This is a genomic window from Undibacterium sp. CCC3.4 (assembly GCF_034347425.1).
Taxonomy (GTDB): Bacteria; Pseudomonadota; Gammaproteobacteria; order Burkholderiales; family Burkholderiaceae_D; genus Undibacterium.
Window position 1 is genome coordinate 2,507,299 of sequence record NZ_CP133779.1, and the last position, 19,344, is coordinate 2,526,642.

General features: G+C 51.8%; 16 protein-coding genes and 1 pseudogene. 7 read left to right on the top strand and 10 right to left on the bottom strand.

Annotation, left to right across the window (positions count from 1 at the left end):
• Positions 1 to 116: 116 nt before the first annotated feature.
• Entirely contained in the window at positions 117 to 1,385 is a 1,269-nt protein-coding gene (locus RHM61_RS11200; protein ID WP_322247396.1) for a type II toxin-antitoxin system HipA family toxin, read from the bottom strand.
• 1,332 nt (positions 1,386 to 2,717) lie between these two features.
• On the opposite strand from RHM61_RS11200, the gene RHM61_RS11205 reads away from it, so the two are divergent.
• Positions 2,718 to 3,068 carry a hypothetical protein gene (locus RHM61_RS11205; RefSeq protein ID WP_322247397.1) on the top strand — a complete coding sequence of 117 codons (351 nt, stop codon included), beginning with the start codon at positions 2,718 to 2,720 and terminating at the stop codon, positions 3,066 to 3,068.
• Between the two features lie 760 nt (positions 3,069 to 3,828).
• Complete coding sequence (locus tag RHM61_RS11210; protein ID WP_322247398.1) at positions 3,829 to 4,752, top strand: HNH endonuclease; 924 nt, start codon at positions 3,829 to 3,831, stop codon at positions 4,750 to 4,752.
• A 157-nt stretch (positions 4,753 to 4,909) separates the two neighbouring features.
• On the opposite strand, the gene RHM61_RS11215 is transcribed toward RHM61_RS11210, so the two are convergent.
• Positions 4,910 to 5,104 carry a type II toxin-antitoxin system RelE/ParE family toxin gene (locus RHM61_RS11215; protein ID WP_322251095.1) on the bottom strand — a complete coding sequence of 65 codons (195 nt, stop codon included), beginning with the start codon at positions 5,102 to 5,104 and terminating at the stop codon, positions 4,910 to 4,912.
• Between the two features lie 82 nt (positions 5,105 to 5,186).
• Positions 5,187 to 5,654 (bottom strand): hypothetical protein, encoded by a 468-nt coding sequence (locus RHM61_RS11220; protein WP_322247399.1) that lies wholly within the window; start codon positions 5,652 to 5,654, stop codon positions 5,187 to 5,189.
• Positions 5,655 to 5,869: 215 nt separating this feature from the next.
• On the opposite strand from RHM61_RS11220, the pseudogene RHM61_RS20255 reads away from it, so the two are divergent.
• Positions 5,870 to 5,986: pseudogene (locus tag RHM61_RS20255) on the top strand (type II toxin-antitoxin system RelE/ParE family toxin); the annotation flags it as partial.
• 91 nt (positions 5,987 to 6,077) lie between these two features.
• Here the strand turns inward: RHM61_RS20255 and RHM61_RS11225 are convergent.
• On the bottom strand, positions 6,078 to 7,208 hold the full coding sequence (locus tag RHM61_RS11225) for a helix-turn-helix transcriptional regulator (protein ID WP_322247400.1): 1,131 nt from the start codon (positions 7,206 to 7,208) through the stop codon (positions 6,078 to 6,080).
• 273 nt (positions 7,209 to 7,481) lie between these two features.
• Positions 7,482 to 8,450, bottom strand: a complete 969-nt coding sequence (locus tag RHM61_RS11230; protein ID WP_322247401.1) for a LysR family transcriptional regulator — start codon at positions 8,448 to 8,450, stop codon at positions 7,482 to 7,484.
• A gap of 54 nt (positions 8,451 to 8,504) precedes the next feature.
• On the opposite strand from RHM61_RS11230, the gene RHM61_RS11235 reads away from it, so the two are divergent.
• A complete protein-coding gene (locus RHM61_RS11235) occupies positions 8,505 to 9,404 on the top strand; it encodes a DMT family transporter (protein WP_322247402.1) in 900 nt (299 codons plus the stop codon).
• 553 nt (positions 9,405 to 9,957) lie between these two features.
• A protein-coding gene (locus tag RHM61_RS11240; protein ID WP_322247403.1) for an IS3 family transposase occupies positions 9,958 to 11,129 on the top strand; the annotation gives its coding sequence in 2 pieces (ribosomal slippage) (positions 9,958 to 10,222 and positions 10,222 to 11,129; 1,173 coding nt in all).
• A gap of 120 nt (positions 11,130 to 11,249) precedes the next feature.
• Here RHM61_RS11240 and RHM61_RS11245 read toward each other — a convergent pair.
• Positions 11,250 to 12,143, bottom strand: a complete 894-nt coding sequence (locus RHM61_RS11245; protein WP_322247404.1) for an iron-containing redox enzyme family protein — start codon at positions 12,141 to 12,143, stop codon at positions 11,250 to 11,252.
• A 346-nt stretch (positions 12,144 to 12,489) separates the two neighbouring features.
• On the opposite strand from RHM61_RS11245, the gene ampC reads away from it, so the two are divergent.
• Positions 12,490 to 13,704: a class C beta-lactamase gene (gene ampC, locus RHM61_RS11250; protein WP_322247405.1), complete on the top strand. Its 1,215-nt coding sequence runs from the start codon at positions 12,490 to 12,492 to the stop codon at positions 13,702 to 13,704.
• Positions 13,705 to 13,994: 290 nt separating this feature from the next.
• On the opposite strand, the gene RHM61_RS11255 is transcribed toward ampC, so the two are convergent.
• Positions 13,995 to 14,804: a hypothetical protein gene (locus RHM61_RS11255; protein ID WP_322247406.1), complete on the bottom strand. Its 810-nt coding sequence runs from the start codon at positions 14,802 to 14,804 to the stop codon at positions 13,995 to 13,997.
• 450 nt (positions 14,805 to 15,254) lie between these two features.
• Between RHM61_RS11255 and RHM61_RS11260 the strand changes: the two genes are divergently transcribed.
• Positions 15,255 to 16,277: a Stealth CR1 domain-containing protein gene (locus RHM61_RS11260; protein WP_322247407.1), complete on the top strand. Its 1,023-nt coding sequence runs from the start codon at positions 15,255 to 15,257 to the stop codon at positions 16,275 to 16,277.
• 18 nt (positions 16,278 to 16,295) lie between these two features.
• Here RHM61_RS11260 and RHM61_RS11265 read toward each other — a convergent pair whose 3' ends face one another.
• From RHM61_RS11265 to rng, 3 genes are read right to left on the bottom strand one after another with little or no spacing between them, the layout of a single operon-like run.
• Positions 16,296 to 17,696 (bottom strand): Fic family protein, encoded by a 1,401-nt coding sequence (locus RHM61_RS11265; protein ID WP_322247408.1) that lies wholly within the window; start codon positions 17,694 to 17,696, stop codon positions 16,296 to 16,298.
• Positions 17,674 to 17,862 carry a hypothetical protein gene (locus tag RHM61_RS11270; protein ID WP_322247409.1) on the bottom strand — a complete coding sequence of 63 codons (189 nt, stop codon included), beginning with the start codon at positions 17,860 to 17,862 and terminating at the stop codon, positions 17,674 to 17,676. The genes RHM61_RS11265 and RHM61_RS11270 overlap by 23 nt, the downstream gene beginning before the upstream one ends.
• Positions 17,859 to 19,331 carry a ribonuclease G gene (gene rng / locus RHM61_RS11275; protein ID WP_322247410.1) on the bottom strand — a complete coding sequence of 491 codons (1,473 nt, stop codon included), beginning with the start codon at positions 19,329 to 19,331 and terminating at the stop codon, positions 17,859 to 17,861. The genes RHM61_RS11270 and rng overlap by 4 nt, the downstream gene beginning before the upstream one ends.
• Positions 19,332 to 19,344 lie beyond the last annotated feature (13 nt).

Consider the following 19,344-nt stretch of genomic DNA (forward strand, 5'->3'; position numbering starts at 1 on the left):
GTGAAGGGTAGGGTGGCCAATGGCAGCACCGGCAGCAAAGTGCCCATTGTAAACGGCGCGAGTCAGGCTGGCCATTAAAACAAGCATTTGAGCCAAGACCTACTCCCGTAACGCGTTTACCGCATGATCTTGGCGTGAAGTTGCTTTGTCAGCGAAGTCGTTTTTTGCCGCAGCCTTTGAATCAAGGTTTGCTCTTTTGCCGTCAGGCCATGATTCAATTCCAAGCAGGCTTGCTGTATCGATGAGGGTAGAATGTTCGCCAGCTCATCGGCGATGTCTTTCAAATAGTGTAAGCTGACACCGAGTTCCCGTGCCAATTGCTCAAACTGCGCAGCCCGCATCACCCCGGGTTCATCCACCCCACCGATCCGGAACGCAAAGCGACGCGCCAAGCCCGCATACAGGCGCGTGCACATCAAATCAAAAAAAGGTGCCAGCCTCAAGCCATTGGCACCCGCCAGCATAGCCAAGTTTTTTGCATGGCCATCATTATTCCCCGTGTAGAGATTAAAAAACAGCCACTTCAGCAAATTTTTTTGATCGACCGCAGGCATGCTGCTATGTTTCGCCAGCAGATGAAAACAGTCGACAAAACCCGGCCCCCCATCTGCTTCATATTTAATACCAGATGGCTTAGCCGTTAACTGACAAAAGTCTGCCTGAGCCAGACGTACCCAGCGCCCATACCGGTCTGTTTGCCGATCAAAGCGCGTGACCGCACAAGCATGCAGCGCCGGCACATACTGCACCTCTGCCGTTGGCAAGCCACAGTGCAAAGCCGCGCGCATCACCACTGTCTCATTCATTGCCGAAGCAAAGATGTTGCACCCGGCGCGCACGATATCGGGCTTAATGATATGGCTGGACGGACTGCTGCCTAAGGGTAAGAGCGGCGTGCCATCCTGATCAATCGACAGCAAGATTTTATACTGCGCTCCCGAAATCGCAATCCGCTGTTGCTGACGAGTTGCCATGTACGCATTCTCAGAGCGCGCCCTTAGTCCGACATCGATCTGGCCGTGCAACTGCTTCCAGCTGCTGCGCCGATACAGCGGCGGCCGTGGTTTCTCAGCGGGCGGCAATAAACGCACCGCACCAGCAGTGTCGCCGCCCACCAGCGCTAACAATTCGAAAACAGCGCTGACCTGATGCTGCCGGCTGATCGTTTGCCGCTGCTCGCCTTCGGGAAGTAAATTTTCAAAAAAAGCATACACGTGGTCGCCAGCGATTTTTCCGGCTTGCAAGGGAATCCCCGCAGCAAGAGCACGTGCCTGCGGATGCCTTAACCAGTGCGCGTCGTAGGCAAACGCCAGTGGCGTGTCTTGGTACAGCGTACCGACATAGGCGTCACCAAGGTAGACCGCGAGAGAAGAGGAAACAGGCATGCTGGCACCATATCTTATTGCACACGAACAGCTCCAAACCGAGCAGCGCGGACACTGCAAGCGCTTTTCGTATCCGTATCTAAATTTTACCAGAATGCTTGGTTCTGCACGACGGATCAGGATCAGGATGGCATAAAGATCAAATGTTACTGAACATTAAATACTAGGTCAGGATGCCATCAATTTCAAGAAAAAATGATTGATCGGTATACCGACCCGTAGTCGCCATCTACCATACATGATTGACATGCAATACACGCGAGACTATGAAATCTTAATCGACCAGGAGGTTTTATCGGATTTGCGCGTAAAACCCCGTCGTTCAGAGGCTGTCGCAAAAGGGTTTTCAGTCGGTATCATTACTCCAACTGGCCGACATGTCATTCCCCCATGCTCTCGCCTCGTCATTCCCCGTGCAGGCGGGGAATCCAGTGGCACGACAGTGCCTTCAGGGTGGGAGGGTCGATCAAGGGCACTTTTTTCTGTTAAATCAACACGTCCTGCTGCGCCTGAGCAGCACAGAGATAAAAGGCGCGTGCGCGCCACTGGATTGCCGCCTGCGCGGCAATGACGAATTGGGCGGCTGGGTGGATGCGCAATCGACCTGACTTGTGGGTAATGATCAGCGCGCTTTTGCGCGGGAACCTGGCGGCGTTCGTGCTTAACTGAAAATGCCAGAAATCATGCTGTTTTCAGTGCTAAAAACGATACTGGGTTCCAGCCAAAAGCATGCGGGACTGACGAGGTATGCGGTGTTTCAGGTGTGAAAAAGCGTCCATCAGGCTTTTGCGACAGCCTCTGAAGGCCGGGGTTTCAAACCCTGGTCAGATTTTTGATGAATTCCGCGATGCCACGTGTATGACTATTTTGGCACCGGCGATTAATGTGACGAGCTTGGTTTGATCGCTGCCCAGTCGAGTTGCGAAAACAGCTGATGTGCTCAGCGCTTGCTCAGCGAGTTTTCTCAGCTTGGGTGAATTTCTTGCAAGCCTGCGAAACTTACTGGCACACAGGACTCAGCAGAAATCGAACAAACGCATAGCGTGATAACGCTTTATTCTGCGCAATATTTGCCCACTCGCTGGTAAACACGAATCAAATAGTCATTGCTATGCAAAACGCCTGAGTGTGTAGTGCGCTGATGGGGCGACGTGGCGGGTGACAATGCTGTCATCCAAAATTTTTACCGTTGCGGCCCAATCAAGCCGTTCGTCGGGTAAAATTGCCAGCGACAGACAGATCGATTATTTTCAGGGCAGGTGCTGAACACGCCTCAACCAGTGGATGAGTACGACGTCCTTATGTCGTGCTGAATATCTGTCGGAGGCCGATATGGACACTACCTCTCCACATCAAGCGGACAATCCACAATCTTGCGCTTTATACCGTTTGTACGCGTTTCAATCGACGCTAGAAACCTTGCGTGGCGTATCAGCGCAAACCATCGCCGCCATAGGTTACGACCAGTTACTCGATGAATTGGCCGATATTTGCGCAGCCTTCGATGAGTTGCATGCTGTTCGCCACGAACTCACTGTCCTTCAAGCTGCTTTTGCCACTTTGCTCGAACTGCTGGAAAAAGCCGGCGATCAGCGCTTGGCATCAACTGGTTTGCAAGCGGTGTTGGAGCCATTTTCTATAAGGCAGGGGGCTTGTTTGGAGCGGGTGAGCGCATTGTTGTGAGCCGGATTATGCGTGATTCGCGGCTCAACGACGAAAAATGATACGCTCAGGCCGCTGTCGGGTTTTCATAAGTAAGGCACGGCCATTCGTAAAATACGAGCTTTGGGTTTGACATCAAGTTGGCGAGCGAATCCGCGCTGTCCCAAGATTTTACGTTCTTCAATCCATTGCTCCAAATCGCAAGCGGATGATAATAGCCATCAGATCGAACCGATGTTGGCGGAATTAGTCCAGTATTTGTTCGGACAAGCTAGTCATTCGCAAGCTGATATCGACTACTTTAGTGCCGTTTTCCGGTATTGGCGCACGTTGCCGAACTCTCATTGGTCGATGCTGGTGTCCTCTAAACCATGGCACATTGCTTGAAAATGCAAAGTGACCGAGCTTGCGACACGCTGCGTAAGCAGACCAGAGTTATCAAATCCGTAGTGAAATTCCCACCACTTCCTGATGCGCTGCTCGTAGGCCGCAGATGCTTGTCCACGCCACGAAAATGCAAACAAATTAGCCCCAAAAAAAAGAAGAGTAACGTGGGCCGCTACGTTTTTAACTCGATACCCGAAAACTTGATTCCGGGATATTGTTAGATTAATAAAATTTCTGTTTATCAATATTTATTTTGAAATAGATTAAATTAGTTGATTTAAAGGTATTATTCTAAGTTGAAAATTTGTTCAGTTTGTAACGTCATTCACGATGTATGCCTGAGAGGGAAAAGCTCAGGTATAAATAATTCCAAAGAAAAATAATTAAGGATTCAATGCCTTCACTAGATTTGTCGAGCGAACATTTGGCAGCACTTAGCTGGTTTCAATCAAAGGCTGGAAAAACAGTGAGTTGGGCAGAGCTGCAAAATGGGCCAAGTATCCTAACGATTTCAGCAAAGGGTATTTATAAGCCGCAATCCTTACCTTATGCGCTTTCGGTACGCCAGGGCTTAGATAGCCCATATATCGACGAAGAACCTCAATTCCAGTCCGATGGCAGTTGGCGATATCGTTATGCGCAAGAGGAACAAGCTAAAAAAAACGCAGACGAACTATTTACTAATCAAGGTTTACACGCCTGCATGCGTGATGGCATTCCTGTCGCCGTTCTGAGGCAAGTTAGTAAAAAACCAGATACCCGTTACCATGTCCTAGGCTTAGCTAGAGTGGTTGATTGGGCCCAAGGAGTTTTTACGCTCAATAGTACAATGCTCGATGTACCATTTTTGAAATTAGATAAAGCGAGTGCGACTTCTGAGGATGCTCTAAACCCGTTCCATCCTTATGATCCTAATCATGTCGACGATGCGCGAGTCAAAGTCATGCGCGAAATTACGGCAAGGCAAGGGCAGGCTGCGTTTCGTAGTGGTTTACTGACAGCTTATCGAGGGCGATGTGCGATTTCTGGTTGTGACGTCAGTGACGTACTGGAAGCAGCGCACGTGACGCCTTATCTTGGACCGGAAACCAATTGCGTAACAAACGGCATGTTGTTGCGTTGTGATTTTCATACTTTATGGGACAAGGGTTTATTGTATTTAGAGCGCGATATGTGCGTACAAGTGCATGCTCGTCTGGGTGGTACTGAATACGCTACGTGGAATCAAAAAACTGTTTTTATTCCTGAATCAGTATCTCAGCAACTGTCGCCAGAAGCTTTGCAGGCGCATCGAGATTGGTGCTTACAAAAACGCTGATGTTATTGGCTCACGTCAAATAAAAGGCGGTGCTTTGCTGAATGTTCTGTAACGATTAATTGTTGCATACAGGCAGCTTCTTTTCGTCATTCGCTTCATGAAATGTAGCAAAAAAAACCTATTGAGGTGTTCGAAATAACTTGACCACTACAGTAAGTTATTTTTTTAATGGCGGCCACTGCCTGCGTGCGTGAATGACGTTCGCCACTTCCACCAGCTCCGGCGTCTCCCGGTAGAACACAATGTAATTGTTCCTTACAAGCATCTCGCGCATGCCTTTGACGCGGGGTGACGCCTTGTAGAGCTTCGGGTGATCGGGCAGCTTCGCAGCCTTGGCCTCGATCTCGTCTATTCACTCCTGGGCGGCGTCGGGATTATGTTCGGCAATCTCCGCGACAAGTTCCATCAGGTCGGCCCTTGCTTGGGGCCGCCATTCATAGCGCGGCTTTGCGCGTGGCATGCTGCTTCCGTTTGGCATCGATCACCGCTTGCGCGTCGGCCATGACTTGTTCATTGGAGAGGTTAGGGCGCGGGTCGGCCAGCGACGCGGCGACCTTTTCGCGCACCCAATCGTTATGCGCCTTCGCCTCGAACGCGCTGCGCATCCGTTCCGATGCGTCTGGACGAACCCGCGTCGTCTTCATGCCTGCCTGGTCAAAATCGGCGGCGTGAACGTGATAATCGGAAATACCGATACCCTTGAGATAGCTCACCAGCGTTTCAAACTTGCGGAACGACCGCACAGCGCCGCGCCTGACCGCCAGCGTCCGTTCGGCCGTGCCGTACTTGACGACGACGCCCCAGCCTCCGGCGTGGCCGATAACGTCCGCGCCGAGCACGATTCCGGCCTCGACGAGCCGTTCCAGGGTCATATGGTCGATCGTGTCGTGGGTAATTGCCATAACTGCACCTTTATACCTTGGAATAGTCAGTATTAGCGTAACCAATTAATCATAGTTTGACAACCTACATTGATTGAATATGTGCGCTTGCTTGACATATGTCCCCCTTCTGCGTCATTGCCATGACATGTCATGGCAGACATGGTCCCGATACAGCTCACGGGGGTGTCCGGGATTTTGTGTCAACGCCGATTAAATTACATGTTCGGCATCCGGTCGCCGCACGCTATACCAGTTCGATTGTTGCCTGTTGCGAAAGTTCGCAGAGTTTTCCACTTCGCGGTACGCGCCGTGACGATGTGCGTCTTGGCCTACGCATTACCAACTATCGTGACACAGAGGGCTGGCCAAATTTCACACCTAGCATTGGTCGAATACGTTTTGCAAGTCGCAGATACGAGCACGTGTCAAGCAGGAGTAAGGTCAACTTCTGAGCTCCAAATGAAGCGCAGTTGCGTCTGCCAAGGAGATATCTAAAATTTGTTTAATATATCCGGCACCCATGTCACGCTCACGAATCATCACTCTCAAAGCACGAAAGAAATCAGATTGAAATCCCTTATCTACTGACGCAATATAGTCAGATGGGGGTGGGGGCAGTGGGTCGAATAATGCCTCGCTGACCAATGGAAATTGCTTTGAAACTTGATTGCGAGCTATATGAATCGATTTTTCATCAATCCCAATTGATGGCAATGGGAAGTTTCGAACGTAGCTTTCTACCTGTTTATATACAGTGAAAAGAGAAATGCTATGGTGAGTCGCATGCTTTTGTAATGCTGCAATTTTTCCGTGCGTTGTTCTTGCACGGACCACGTCTTGATATGCGATCTGAGCGCACGCATTTGGAAATAGTAAGACGCCTGCAAATGCATCAGCGAAATCCTCTCCCTTTTCAGTGCCAACTAGCGCGGGTGTATATACATGCGCTAATTCGTGAGCCATCCAAAATTTGAAGTCTTCAATGCTTGTATCGAGGTTAAGAAAAATAAAGGTAACTTTTTCTTCTGGCAAATGAATATGCATCGCATTTTGGTGCTGCTTTTTTTCACCCCAGAGTACAGGCACGAGTACCGCACCAACTTCTTTGAATTGACCAATCAGGTGATGGTAATCTAAAACAGTTTGATCACTTAATCCAAGCTTTGAGCGAACCTCACTGACGGCTTGCTGTAACTGTGTGTAATTTTCACTTGGATTTGATAGTTGAGGTCTTAATGTGTGGATGCCTTGCAAATATGGGACAAGGGGCTTCAGTAACATGCCAATAGCGCGGGCATTTTCAATATGCGTTTCTGTCGTCTTTGTCCCCGCTCTTTTGCGAAAGGCGATTACGGGTAGGGTATTTTCCTCTTGTTGCACCAACTGATCAAAAGAAAGTTTGAGCAAAATTGCCAACTTTAACAATTTTTCTGGACGTGGGAAATCGACGCCTTTCAGCCAATTGCTTACTGCTTGGGCACTTACACCTAGTTGTTTCGCCAAGGCAGCTTGGCTAAGGCCTTCTTTTTGGAGTGATGCCTGAATATTTTGCTTGCATAAGATTTTATCCATAGTCTGAGATTATCTACTTGTCGATAAGTCGCGTCAAGTTTCATCAAGTTTTCTGCGCTTTCACCATAAACATTTCCAAAACACCATTTTTAACAGGATTGCTGTGCTCTGATTTTCCCGGACACCTCAACAGGTGGAAAATGCAGGCACGCCATCGCAGTTAATTCTGCCCGAACAAGCGGCTGCATGCAGCTCGCTGCAACGACAGAACAGGCGGAGTGAGAGTGCTGGATTCTGGCCGTGAAGGCTAATTCAAAGTGCTTAATCGTTCCATCATCCCCATTCGCCCCCATCCTTGAATTTTTCAATCAAAAAATCCACAAACACGCGCATCTTGGGCGTGGCAAACTTGCTCGGTAAAAAAATCGCATAAATGCTGTTGCCGAACCTACCTTCTGCACGGTACGCGGGCAAGATCACGCTGACGTGTCCGGCCCGCAAATCCTCGGCGATGGCGTAAGTCGGCAGCAAGCCGATGCCGATGCCATCGAGTACGGCTCTGCGCAGGGATTCGCTGCTGTTGACGGAGAACCTGCCCGTCACGCGGATCTCGCGGCTTTCGCCATCGCGCGAAAAGCGCCAGCTGGCCTCGCGCGTCAAACTGTTGACCATACAGTTATGCGCGGCCAAATCCTCGAGCGTGGAGATGGGCGTGTGGCTGCGCAAATAATCGGGGCTCGCACAGAGCACGTAATCGAGCCCGGCCAGACGGCGTGCCACAAAGCTGTCGATCGGTTTTTCGGTAAGCCGGATCGCGATGTCGAAGCCTTCTTCGACCACATCGACATAGCGGTCGATTAAGGTGAGTGCGACGCTGATGTCAGGATAGGCATTGAGAAACTGTCCAATCAAATGGCTCAGGTGCAGGTTTCCGAAGGCGACCGAGGTCGTTACCCGCAAATGCCCGCGTGGCATCGACTGCAGCCCCTCGAGAGCGCTGCGTAATGCGGTGGTTTCCTCAGCGATGCGTAAGCCATGCTGGTACGCCAGCTCGCCGGCCTCCGTGAGCGCGAGATGGCGGGTGGTGCGGTTGAGTAACTTGGCCCCCAGTGTTTCTTCCAGCCGCCGCACCTGTTTGCTCACGGTGGATTTGGTCGATCCGCTCACGCGCGCAGCTTCGGAAAAACTTTTTAGTTCGACCACTTTCACAAAGATAAAAATATCCGACACGTTTTCAGAAAGGATTTCCATTGTTTCTCCAGTGGACACAGATTTGTTCTTTTTCACCGTATTGTATTGCATCCGTATGTTAATTATCCTGAATCTTTCCAGCGCACAACCCCCTCAGGAGAATTCATGAAAACCCTTACCGCCAATTTTGCTTATCCAGCCTTGCCCGCCATGTTGCTTCCCTTGCTGTTCATCATCATGTGGAGTTCGGGTTACGTCGTGGGCAAGCTGGCACTTCCGTTTGTCGGCCCCTACACTCTGATCTTTATCCGTTTCGCCAGTGCGGCGCTGATCTTGCTGGTCGTGTCGCTGCTTACCCAGGCACCTTGGCCAAAAACGCGCGCCCAGTTTGGCCATTTAATCGTCGTCGGCCTGCTGATCCAGGCGCTCCAGTTTGCCGGTCTGTACAGGGGCCTCGGCCTGGGCGTGTCGGCTGCTGTTGCCGCTCTGATCGTCGGCACCATGCCGGTGTTGACGGCGCTCGGCGCGACCCGCTTCCTCAACGAAAAGCTTGGCCGCGTTGAATGGTTTGGCCTGATAGGCGGTCTGTTTGGTGTCGCGCTGGTGGTCTATGAGCAGCTCGGCAATGCGACAGCGGCCAGCCTGCCAGCCTATCTGTATGTCGTCCTGGCACTGGTCGGTATTAGTGCCGGTAGCCTGTATCAGAAGAAGTTTTGCTCTGGCATGGACTTGCGCACCGGCGGCTTCGTCCAGCTCACCACGGCAGCCATTGTGATGTTCTTCCTGGCCGACCATTTCGAAAATCTGGCTGTGCAGTGGACCCCGACCATGATCTTCGCTTCCGGCTGGTTATCGCTGGTGAACTCGATCGGTGCCATCAGCATTCTGTTCATCTTGATGCGCAAAGGCGAAGCGAGCAAAGTCGCTGGCCTGTTTCATTTGATTCCTGGAGTCACCGCACTGATGGGCTTTGTTTTTCTCGGTGAAACCTTCAGCGCAATGAATGCCGTCGGGTTCGCGATCACCGCCTTGGCGGTCTATGCCTGCACCCACGTCAAGAAATAATGACATTCGCACTGATCTGATTTATCGGATTTGCGCGTAAAACCCCGTCGTTCAGAGGCTGTCGCAAAAGCCTGATGGACGCTTTTTCAAACCTGAAACATCGCATACCTCGTCAGTCCCGCATGCTTTTGGCTGGAACCCAGTATCGTTTTTAGCACTGAAAACAGCATGATTTCTGGCATTTTTTTTAAGCATGAACGCCGCCAGGTTCCCGCGCAAAAGCGCGCTGATCATTACCCACAAGTCAGGTCGATTGCGCATCCACCCAGCCGCCCAATTCGTCATTGCCGCGCAGGCGGCAATCCAGTGGCGCGTACGCGCCTTTTATCTCTGTGCTGCTCAGGCGCAGCAGGACGTGTTCGTTGCACAGAAAAAAAGTGTCCTTGATCGACGTTTCCACCCTGAAGGCACTAAGGTGCCACTGGATTCCTGCCTACGCAGGAATGACGAGTCGAGAGCAGGCCAGGTCGACTACGTATCCACCCAGTGTAATGGTCTAATGTTTACGGACACCTCAATAGGAGGAATAATTACCTAAACGAGGAAAATAAAGATGACTGGGAATAAAAAATACGAAGCTACTTTTAAACTTGAAGTGGCCCGGATGGTGCTGGATCAAGGCGTAGCGGTTGCTAAAATCGTGAAAGATATGGGTATTGGAGAAACCGCCGTGCGGCGCTGGGTTGAACAATATCGCGCTGAACAAGGTGGCCAGGCTGGCATAGGGAAACCACTGTCTGCCGAGCTGCAACGGATTCGCCAACTCGAACAAGAAAACCGTCTACTGCGTTCGGACAATGACCTGTTAAAAAAAGCATCGGCCTTCTTTGCACGCGAAATGAAATGATCTACGAGTTAGTCGATCATTGGCAAACGAAGGCCTCGGTAGCACAACTGTGTCGTCTCTTGGGAGCGAGCCGGTCTGGCTACTACGCAGCAAAAGCAAAGACAAAAATGACCGCAATATGTGTCACCAGCGTGCATCTGAAAGCGGAATTCGCTGCCAGTGGCCGCAGTTATGGCAGCCGTCGCCTGGTCAGTGCACTGCACGCCAAGAACATCGTCATTGGCCGCTACAAAGTACGGCGCTTAATGCGTGAAGCCCAGATCAAAACCGTCTGGAAGAGAAAATTTATCAACACGACAGATAGCAAACATGATTTACCAATAGCGAGCAATATTCTCAATAGACAGTTCAACCCAGCAGAGCCCAATCGCGCCTGGACTTCCGATATTACCTATGTCCGTACGCGTACTGGCTGGTTGTATTTGGCGGTCGTGATGGAGTTATTCTCACGAAAAATCATAGGCTGGGCAATGGGGCCAACGATGCCAGCTGAATTGGTTTGTCGGGCGCTACGGATGGCGGTTGAGGCACGTAAGCCGGCAGCGGGTTTAATTTTGCATTCCGACCGTGGCAGTCAATATGCCAGTCATGAATACCAACATTTACTCAAACAACATGGCCTTGTTTGCAGTATGAGCCGTAAAGGAAACTGCTGGGATAACGCGGCGATGGAACGCTTCTTCTTAAATTTAAAGATGGAGCGTGTCTGGCAACGCGATTACGCGAATCAAATGGAAGCCACAAAAGACATCATTGAATACATCGTAGGCTTTTATAACTGCTTACGATTGCATTCAACGCTGGGCAATTTGCCGCCCATGATTTACGAAAAAGAAATGGCAGCAAAAAAACCTATTGATGTGTCCGAAATAACTTGACCACTACACAGTCGCCTAATTCGTCTTCCTATTCATGTGAATGTTCCTGACAAAACTATAGGGTCTGTAGAAAAACAATGCAAGCTGCTTCCCCCGTCCAAAGGCATGGCGTGGCGCTGACTATACCCCGTATGACGCCCCCCATCGCCGCGCATGCTCAGCCCAAAACGCCTCCCAGTCCTGACAAAACCCCATGCATAGTTGTTCAAACCGCAGATAATCATCGGCTTCCAAAGCCAGCGCCAAAATATGCCAGGCATCTTGCTGATGAAAATCGTCACAGGCGCTTTTGTCGCTGTCGGTGCTGCGCCCATGCACCATGTAATAGCCGCGCTCTACATCAAGCCCCAAGGGGCGCACTGCCGCCCGCATGGCCGGGCTGTAATGCATCGCCACTTCTTCGGCTACCAAGATGGCTGCCAGCGTGGCGAGCAAATCATCGTAAGTTGCTTCAAAGCTGGCGCGCAGGGCCGTGGCCGCTGGGCTTGGGCTGAACTCGGTGCTGCTTGCCGCGGTATCGGTCGTGTCGCTATCGAGTTGCGCAATCACGGCATCAAATAAAGTTGGATGCGATAGCAAGGGGTGGCCTTGATAGCCGCTGGCTGCGTGCGTGGGGGGAATAAAACCGAATTCGTCGAACACGTTCAAGGCGAGTAAAAAACGCGCCGCCATTTTTCCGGGTAAACCGAAACGTGGTGTCAGTACACGGGTTTGAAATTGTGCCATTAAGATTACATCGGTGAACACTTCCACACCGGCATGTTTGAAATCGCGATGCAGATCAAGCAAGGCGGCGCAGCTCAGGGTTCCGGCGCGCATCGGTGCCAAGGCTCGGTTGTGCATGAATGCATGGGTGCGGATCGCTGCCATGAGACGATTCAGAAAGTCTGCGTTCTTGTTCCGTAACTCAAGCGGTGCCAGTGTCTTGAGCAGTTCTCTGGCGGCCAGGCGCGGATCCGTATAGGCTGCAGTGTTTGGCGAACAGTTTGCTGTCGGGTTTTCCATAACGCGCATGAGTCGGCCTTCCTTTCAATTGTTGGGTGCCAGATGCATGCGCTGAGCATAACCAATTTGCCGAAATGAAACTTGCAGTTTTCGACCATGTTTGTTCTTACCCTGTTCGAGCGGAAAGCTTAGGCCCTCAGTGGCTGTCACAAACGTTTTGTTAGTCGGCATCATGACTTTAGTGCAGCACTGCTTGATCTGGCCGAGTCGTGATGCGTGAGTGCGGCGATGGTGGAATTTAATAAACAAGTCAATGCAGCGTATGTGGATCCGGCTTTCATGAGATAAATCTCAAAGGAACTATGTTGGCGTCGCGTCGGTCAACTGCTCTTCGTATTTCATCGAGAAAATTTCCATGCCCTTTCGTTTAAATTTTGTTTCCACTTGTTTTGCCACGGTCTTTTTTGCCTTTGCGCTGGCACCTGCTGGCAGCCACGCCGCCACTGCCGCCAAGGCTTCCACCTCGGCCGACGCCACTGCGGCCTTGCGCCAGAAGGTAGATGCTACGATGCAAGCAGTGATGAGCGAGTATGCGGTGCCGGGCATGGCGGTGGCGCTGACGGTTGATGGGCGGACGTATTTCTTCAACTATGGCGTGGCTTCAAAGGAACAGAAAACTGCGGTCACGCAAGAAACCTTGTTTGAACTCGGTTCGGTCAGTAAAATTTTTACCGCCACCTTGGCTAGCTATGCAGAAGAGCAGGGTTTTTTGTCACTCGACGATCATCCGAGCAAATATTTGCCGCAACTGAAGGGTTCGGCGATTGATCGTGCCAGCTTGCGCCAACTCGGTACGTATTCGGCCGCCGGCTTGCCCTTGCAAGTGCCAGACAACATTACCGATTCGCAACAGATGATAACGTATTTTCAAAACTGGAAACCCAGCGTGACGCCTGGTAGCGTGCGCCTTTATTCCAATGCCAGTATCGGTCTCTTAGGTCACCTCACGGGCTTGGCGATGCAGAGTAATTTTACCGATGCGGCGCAAGGAATTTTATTTCCCGAGTTGGGTTTGAAGCATAGCTATATCACGGTACCAGACCAAGCCATGGCCGATTATGCTTGGGGTTACGACAAGAATAACCGTGCCGTGCGCGTTACGCCTGGCATGTTTGATGCCGAAGCCTATGGCGTCAAAGCCAGCGCGTCAGATATGTTGCGCATGGTGCAGCTCAACATCGAGCCTGAGCAATTGTCCGGGCCCTTGCGGTATGCGGTAGTCGCCACGCAGGTGGCGTATGAGGATGTGGCCGTGATGGTGCAGGGGCTGGGTTGGGAGCAGTATCGTTACCCGGTAACTCTGACGCAGTTGTTGCAGGGGAATGCGCCGGCCATCAGTGGGCAAGCGCAGCCGGTGCACGCATTCCAGCCGCAACAAGCGCCGGTGGGGCCGCGCTTGTTCAATAAAACCGGTTCAACCGGCGGGTTTGGCAGCTATGTCTTGTTCGTGCCGGAACAAAAAATCGGCATCGTCATGCTGGCGAATAAAAACTTTCCGATTCCGGCGCGCGTGACGGCTGCTTATACCGTTCTCGAGCAAGCACTGCGTTTGAAAACTGCGCTTCCTTAGGTCGATTACGCGCCCACCCATTCGCCCAATTCGTCATTGCCGCGCAGGCGGCAATCCAGTGGCGCGTACGCGCCCTTTATATCTGTGATATCTGTGCTGCTCAGGCGCAGCAGGACGTGTTCATTTCACAGAAAAAAGTGCCCTTGATCGACCCTCCCACCCTGAAGGCACTGACGTGCCACTCGATTCCTGCCTATGCAGGAATGACGAGGCGAGAGCACGGGGGAATGGTGCAGATTATAAAAATCTATGGGTAATGATCAGCCAAAGGCATGCGAGAACGACGTAGCTTAACAGCCCGGTGTCGCTTCCTGAGAGACTCCCATGCGGCGCAGTTCAGCTTTGACGGTGCGCGCATAAAACGCTTGTTGATGTTCATCGCCTTGGGCTGAGTACATAGCCCTTACGGCATTGGCAAAACTGTCGGCATTATTGATTGCTATGTGCTCGCGCTGATAGTGTTGGTAGTGCAGTAAAATCGCGGCATCCGCCGCACTGATTGCTCTATCGCTCTGACCGATCGTGCCATCGCGCAGGCGGAATAAGGGTTCGGGGTTGCCTTCACCGCGCGGGGTATCGATGAAGTTGCCGTAGGCGTAATCTTCCGTATCGATGGCGGCGTGGGAAAATTCATGTATCCATACGCCGGCTAAAAAATCTTTCGAAAACCGCGTCTCATCGAAGGCTGCTTTTCTGTAGCCGAGGAAGACGATATCCAAACGCGGGTCGGCCTTCATTGCGGCGGCGGCGTGTTTTTCTTGTGTTTTTAAAAAAGCCAAGCTGTATGGTTGTTTTTCCAAGTCGGCGCGCGCGGCGATGTAGCGGCGAAACGCCGGTGTGATCGCTTTCTTTTTGGTATACGCAAAATTGGCATCAGTCACGTCGTCTCCTTTCACGCTCACCGCATGCGTCTTGAGCTCGCTGAACTTGGCAAAGTCTCTGGTCGCTTTCAATTTTTGTTTGAATTCGGTTTTCATCCGTTCGGTATCGTTATTGAAATACACTTTCAGCGTTTCAGCGGCAATACTGCCAGCATCGCTGTCTAGTATGGCCAAGGCCGTATCCATCATGGTCAGCGCGTGTTGTTTCAGGACTTCCATTTTTTTTGTCGTACTGCCAAAGCGTGGCCAAAAGCGCTTGGAAATGTTGTCGTTCCCACGGCTCGTCGCTGGCTCGGTCTCTGAGCACGTACTGAGTTGCCTTGATGTATTGCGCACGCCGCAGATTTGCATGCCCGCGTTGATTGGCGGCGTTATGGCAGAGTCGGGCGTTGGTTTGGCGGAGCTTGGCAGAGCGGTGGTTGAGACAGATAGGGGCGGCATGAAAGAGTCCTCATAGAGTGTAAAAATCATCTCTGCTAAGATACTATGAAAATTAAAAATAACTCCAAGCCAAAGCCAAGTTTGGTCGAAATGTGCAAAATCAAAATCGCACTGCGGAGTAATATTTTTGCCGAGCTGCTAATTCTTGGCGAGCGCCGGGTTCGGCGCTGTCGGCAGCCGGCCGGCGCTTGGTCTACAATAGCGGAAAAAAGAAAGTCGAGGACGACAATGAGCGCCGAAAAAAAACATACTGAGCCAGTCGATATTGTGTATCTGTGGGTAGACGGTGCCGATCCGCTCTGGCAAAACAAACGCCAGCAAGCCTATACCGATTGGGTAAGTGCACACCCCGATGAATTAGCCATCTATGGCAATAACGCCGGTCGCTACCGCGACAATGGTGAGCTTTTGTACAACTTACGCGCTTTAGAGAAATTTTTCCCCGCGCATGGTCATGTCTACCTCGTCAGTGATGGCCAGGTGCCGGCGTGGCTGCAGCCATCGGCGCGCCTGACCGTGATCGATCATCGCGATTTGCTGCCGGCCAGCACTGGCCCAGTATTTGATTCCGGTCATATTGAATCGTACCTGCATCATATTCCCGGTTTGTCGGAGCGCTTTATTTACCTTAACGATGATGTGTTTTTCGGTAGCAGGGTCGATACGGCATGGTGGTTTGGCGGTGCTCTCAGAGTGTTTGGAGAAGTCCATCCCATCACCGATTATGATGAGTTGCAAGTTGCCGAGACGGCGCTGGTGAATGCCTCGATCTTGTCGAAACATTGGCTCTCGCAACGCTATCCAAGCTATCAGCATGATCCGCGCCTGTATTCGCATGCGCCGCGGCCGATGCTCAAAAGTGTGATGTTTGAGCTCGAAGAGATCGCTGCCGAATTATTTGAACAAGTGCGCTCTACCGTGTTTCGTTCGTGGCGCGTGCCGCCGCTGGTGCCTGATTTGGTGCCGCGCTGGATGGTCCACACTGGCTTAGCGAAACAAAGAATTCTCGATCCCTTGCACATTCATACTGGCGATCAGGGGGCCGCGCAACAGTTCGATGCCTTGCTGTTGAAATTCGGCCAGCTGCCATTTTTTTGTATCAACGACACCTGTGACGAAGCTGCCGATGACGATCTGCGCTTGCTCAGAATCGCGCTCACTTTAGAGCAGCTGTTACCGTTGCCGTCGTCGTTTGAACAGATCGCGCAGCACGATGCCGCGCACACGGAAGCGCCATGTCCTGCTTCGTAGTCGCTGGTGTAGCATTATTTAGCCGCGTGTGCCATGTCGTTCCTGCCACGTAGAAAATTCCAGTGGTCGGATACCAAAACGAACGGCGTTCCCGGCATGCAGGGTCGTGAATTCTGCCAGCGCCAATTCGATGAAATGATCTCTGTCTGCCGCGCTGACCGTCGCCGGTGTTGTGGCACGCACGCTGGCAGCGCTGGCGGCTTCGTTATTGCGCACAATGGCCGCAACGACGGTGCTCAATGCTTGCCGATAACGGAGGCGAAACAGGTCTGGTGGCACAAGATTTTGTTTGACGGCGACATACTGCTGACACGAGCGTGCATAGGCCCAGACGAATACATCGCGCAAAAGTTCTATGCGGTTCAATTCATACACGCCCAGCATGGCGTCCACATAGGCCTGCTGCGGTACATCAATAAAGGATAGTGGGCACAGGTTATGGCGGATGAAAGGAATATTGGCCGCTAAGCGCGAGACGCGTTTGTTCACGTCTTCAAATGGCTGCAGATAGGGCAGATGCACCATCAGGAAGAAGGCTTGCTCGAATGGGTCGTGAATTTCTGCCGCCATCTCGATGACGATGCCTAATAATTCTTCCAGCCGCTGTGGCAGGGCCACCGGTAAGTACACGCTGCCGCCGATCTCCACCGCACGGCGACGGATGCGGCCGCAAGCAAATGGATCGGCCATCAAACCATCCGACAGGAATGCGTGCAAAGCGATGATGGTGTCGGTGCTCAGCGTGGCTTGTTCCGGGTCGCGCACCAGATATTCGATGGCATCCTTGTGATTCAAAATCATCTGGGTTTCCAGCGCATCCTTCCCTTCGGCGGCCTGACCGAATTCGATCAAGCGCTCGGTATCAAGACGGCTGTAGGTATTCCCCTCCAATTGTGACGATGCCCAAGATAAGTCTATCAATAGCAGATTCAGAATGTCGCGAGCAAACGTACCGGCAGGCGTCTGCTGTGCCGGTGAGCGCCCCAGCGCATGCAGTTGATCGCGCAGGCTGTGCGGCAGGTATGCGCTATGATTGGGATGGTATTGCTCCAGAAATTCCAGCTTGTACCCAACGGGTGTGCGTAATTGGCGCGCTTGCCGCACCGCGGCCTTAATCTCTGCGCCGGCTGCTGAGGTCGGTACATACACTTCGGGCGCTATCTGTTCCAACGCAGTGGTGTACGCGTGGACAGTTCCTTCGACCAGGCATGGGGCGGGCAGGTAGCGCACGGCACGGCTTGCTCCGCTGCTAACTATCCGGCCTTGCTCAAGGAGTAAGGCCAGCCTGCGTTGTAAGGTGCGTCTTGCGGTATGGCCACCGGTGGACAGGAAGAGTGCGTCGATACCAACACCTTCAGGGTGTAAGGAAATCCGTGCAAGGAGTTGGTCTAATTCTTCATGTAAGAGTGATGTTGGCATGGTCTTCTCTGCTCAGGACTGACTCAGCCATTATCGCGCCAAATAAAATGGCGCGCAAATAAATTCGCGCCATTTTGTGCGCCAGCCTCTGAACCCCGAAATTTTTCGCGCAAAGTTGATAAAAGAGTTTGAGCATGCCGAACAGCGCTTGGTCTAAAGTAGTCACATCAAAATAATGTCGTACTGCTCCTGATGAAACATACTCTCCACCTGTAAGGAAATCGGTTTGCCGATGAAGTCGCCGAGCATGGTTAAGTGCTGCGATTCTTCTTCGAGAAACATGTCGACCACGACTTGTGACGCCATGATGCGGAATTCACGCGGGTTGAATTGTTTTGCTTCGCGCAGCAGTTCACGCAGAATTTCATAGCAAATGGTGCGGGCGGTTTTGACCTGGCCTTTACCGGTACAAGCCGGGCAGGTTTCACACAATACATGCGCGAGCGATTCGCGGGTGCGCTTGCGCGTGACTTCGACTAAGCCGAGAGCAGAAAAACCGGACACCGAGAGTTTTGTGCGGTCGCGTGATAAGGCCTTGTTGAGCTCAGATAAGACGGCGCTTTTGTGTTCTTCATTTTCCATATCGATGATATCGAGAATGATGATGCCACCGAGATTACGCAAGCGTAATTGGCGCGCAATCGCATGCGCTGCTTCCAAATTGGTTTTGAAAATGGTGTCGTCAAAATTACGCCCGGCAACGAAGCTGCCGGTATTGACATCGATGGTCGTCATCGCTTCGGTCTGATCGATGATCAGATAGCCGCCCGATTTTAAATCGACGCGACGGCCGAGCGCACGTTCGATTTCTTCTTCCACTCCATACAAGTCAAATAAGGGCCGCTCGCCGGTGTAATGGCCGAGCTTGGGAATTACCGAGGGCATGTAGCGATGCGCAAACTCTTGCAGCATGAGGAAATTTTCACGCGAATCGACCTGGATGCCGGCGGTATCTTCATTGACAAAATCGCGCAAGACACGCTGTGCCAAATTCAAATCTTGGTACAGCAAGGAAGTCGGTGGCAAAGTTTTGGCCAGGCTGGTGATGGTCGACCAGGTGCGGCGCAGGTAATCGACATCGGCTTTCAAATCTTCATCAGAAGCATCTTCCGCCATGGTGCGCACGATGAAGCCACCTTTGTCTTCGGGCTGCTGCAGGCTTTGCACTTTATTGCGCAAGGCTTCGCGTTCTTCTTCATTGGCAATTTTTTGCGAAATACCGATATGCGAATCTTGCGGCAGATAGACCAGCATGCGTCCGGCGATGGAAATTTGCGTCGACAAACGCGCGCCTTTGGTGCCGATCGGGTCTTTGATTACTTGTACCGTCACCGACTGACCATCGAACAGTAATTTTTCTATCGGTTTGAGCGTGGCACTGCCGCTGCCGTGATGATCTTGCGAACGCGCATCCCAAATATCGGCCACATGTAAAAATGCCGCCCGTTCCAAGCCGATGTCGATGAAGGCTGATTGCATGCCTGGCAAGACGCGCGCTACCTTACCGAGGTAAATATTGCCGACCAAGCCGCGTGACAAGGTTCTTTCTATATGTAATTCCTGTACCGCTCCCTGAAAAATCAGGGCCACCCGGGTTTCTTGTGGCGTGATATTGATGAGGAGGTTTTCGCTCATGGAATGAAAGAAT

Excerpts from the sequence above, each read along its gene's own strand:
- ampC (WP_322247405.1), top strand. The coding sequence starts at position 12,490 with ATGCCCTTTCGTTTAAATTTTGTTTCCACTTGTTTTGCCACGGTCTTT.
- RHM61_RS11260 (WP_322247407.1), top strand. The coding sequence starts at position 15,255 with ATGAGCGCCGAAAAAAAACATACTGAGCCAGTCGATATTGTGTATCTG.
- RHM61_RS11225 (WP_322247400.1), bottom strand. The coding sequence starts at position 7,208 with ATGGATAAAATCTTATGCAAGCAAAATATTCAGGCATCACTCCAAAAA.
- RHM61_RS11265 (WP_322247408.1), bottom strand. The coding sequence starts at position 17,696 with ATGCCAACATCACTCTTACATGAAGAATTAGACCAACTCCTTGCACGG.
- RHM61_RS11205 (WP_322247397.1), top strand. The coding sequence starts at position 2,718 with ATGGACACTACCTCTCCACATCAAGCGGACAATCCACAATCTTGCGCT.
- RHM61_RS11220 (WP_322247399.1), bottom strand. The coding sequence starts at position 5,654 with ATGGCAATTACCCACGACACGATCGACCATATGACCCTGGAACGGCTC.
- RHM61_RS11210 (WP_322247398.1), top strand. The coding sequence starts at position 3,829 with ATGCCTTCACTAGATTTGTCGAGCGAACATTTGGCAGCACTTAGCTGG.
- RHM61_RS11230 (WP_322247401.1), bottom strand. The coding sequence starts at position 8,450 with ATGCAATACAATACGGTGAAAAAGAACAAATCTGTGTCCACTGGAGAA.
- RHM61_RS11235 (WP_322247402.1), top strand. The coding sequence starts at position 8,505 with ATGAAAACCCTTACCGCCAATTTTGCTTATCCAGCCTTGCCCGCCATG.
- RHM61_RS11255 (WP_322247406.1), bottom strand. The coding sequence starts at position 14,804 with ATGGAAGTCCTGAAACAACACGCGCTGACCATGATGGATACGGCCTTG.
- RHM61_RS11200 (WP_322247396.1), bottom strand. The coding sequence starts at position 1,385 with ATGCCTGTTTCCTCTTCTCTCGCGGTCTACCTTGGTGACGCCTATGTC.
- RHM61_RS11245 (WP_322247404.1), bottom strand. The coding sequence starts at position 12,143 with ATGCGCGTTATGGAAAACCCGACAGCAAACTGTTCGCCAAACACTGCA.
- rng (WP_322247410.1), bottom strand. The coding sequence starts at position 19,331 with ATGAGCGAAAACCTCCTCATCAATATCACGCCACAAGAAACCCGGGTG.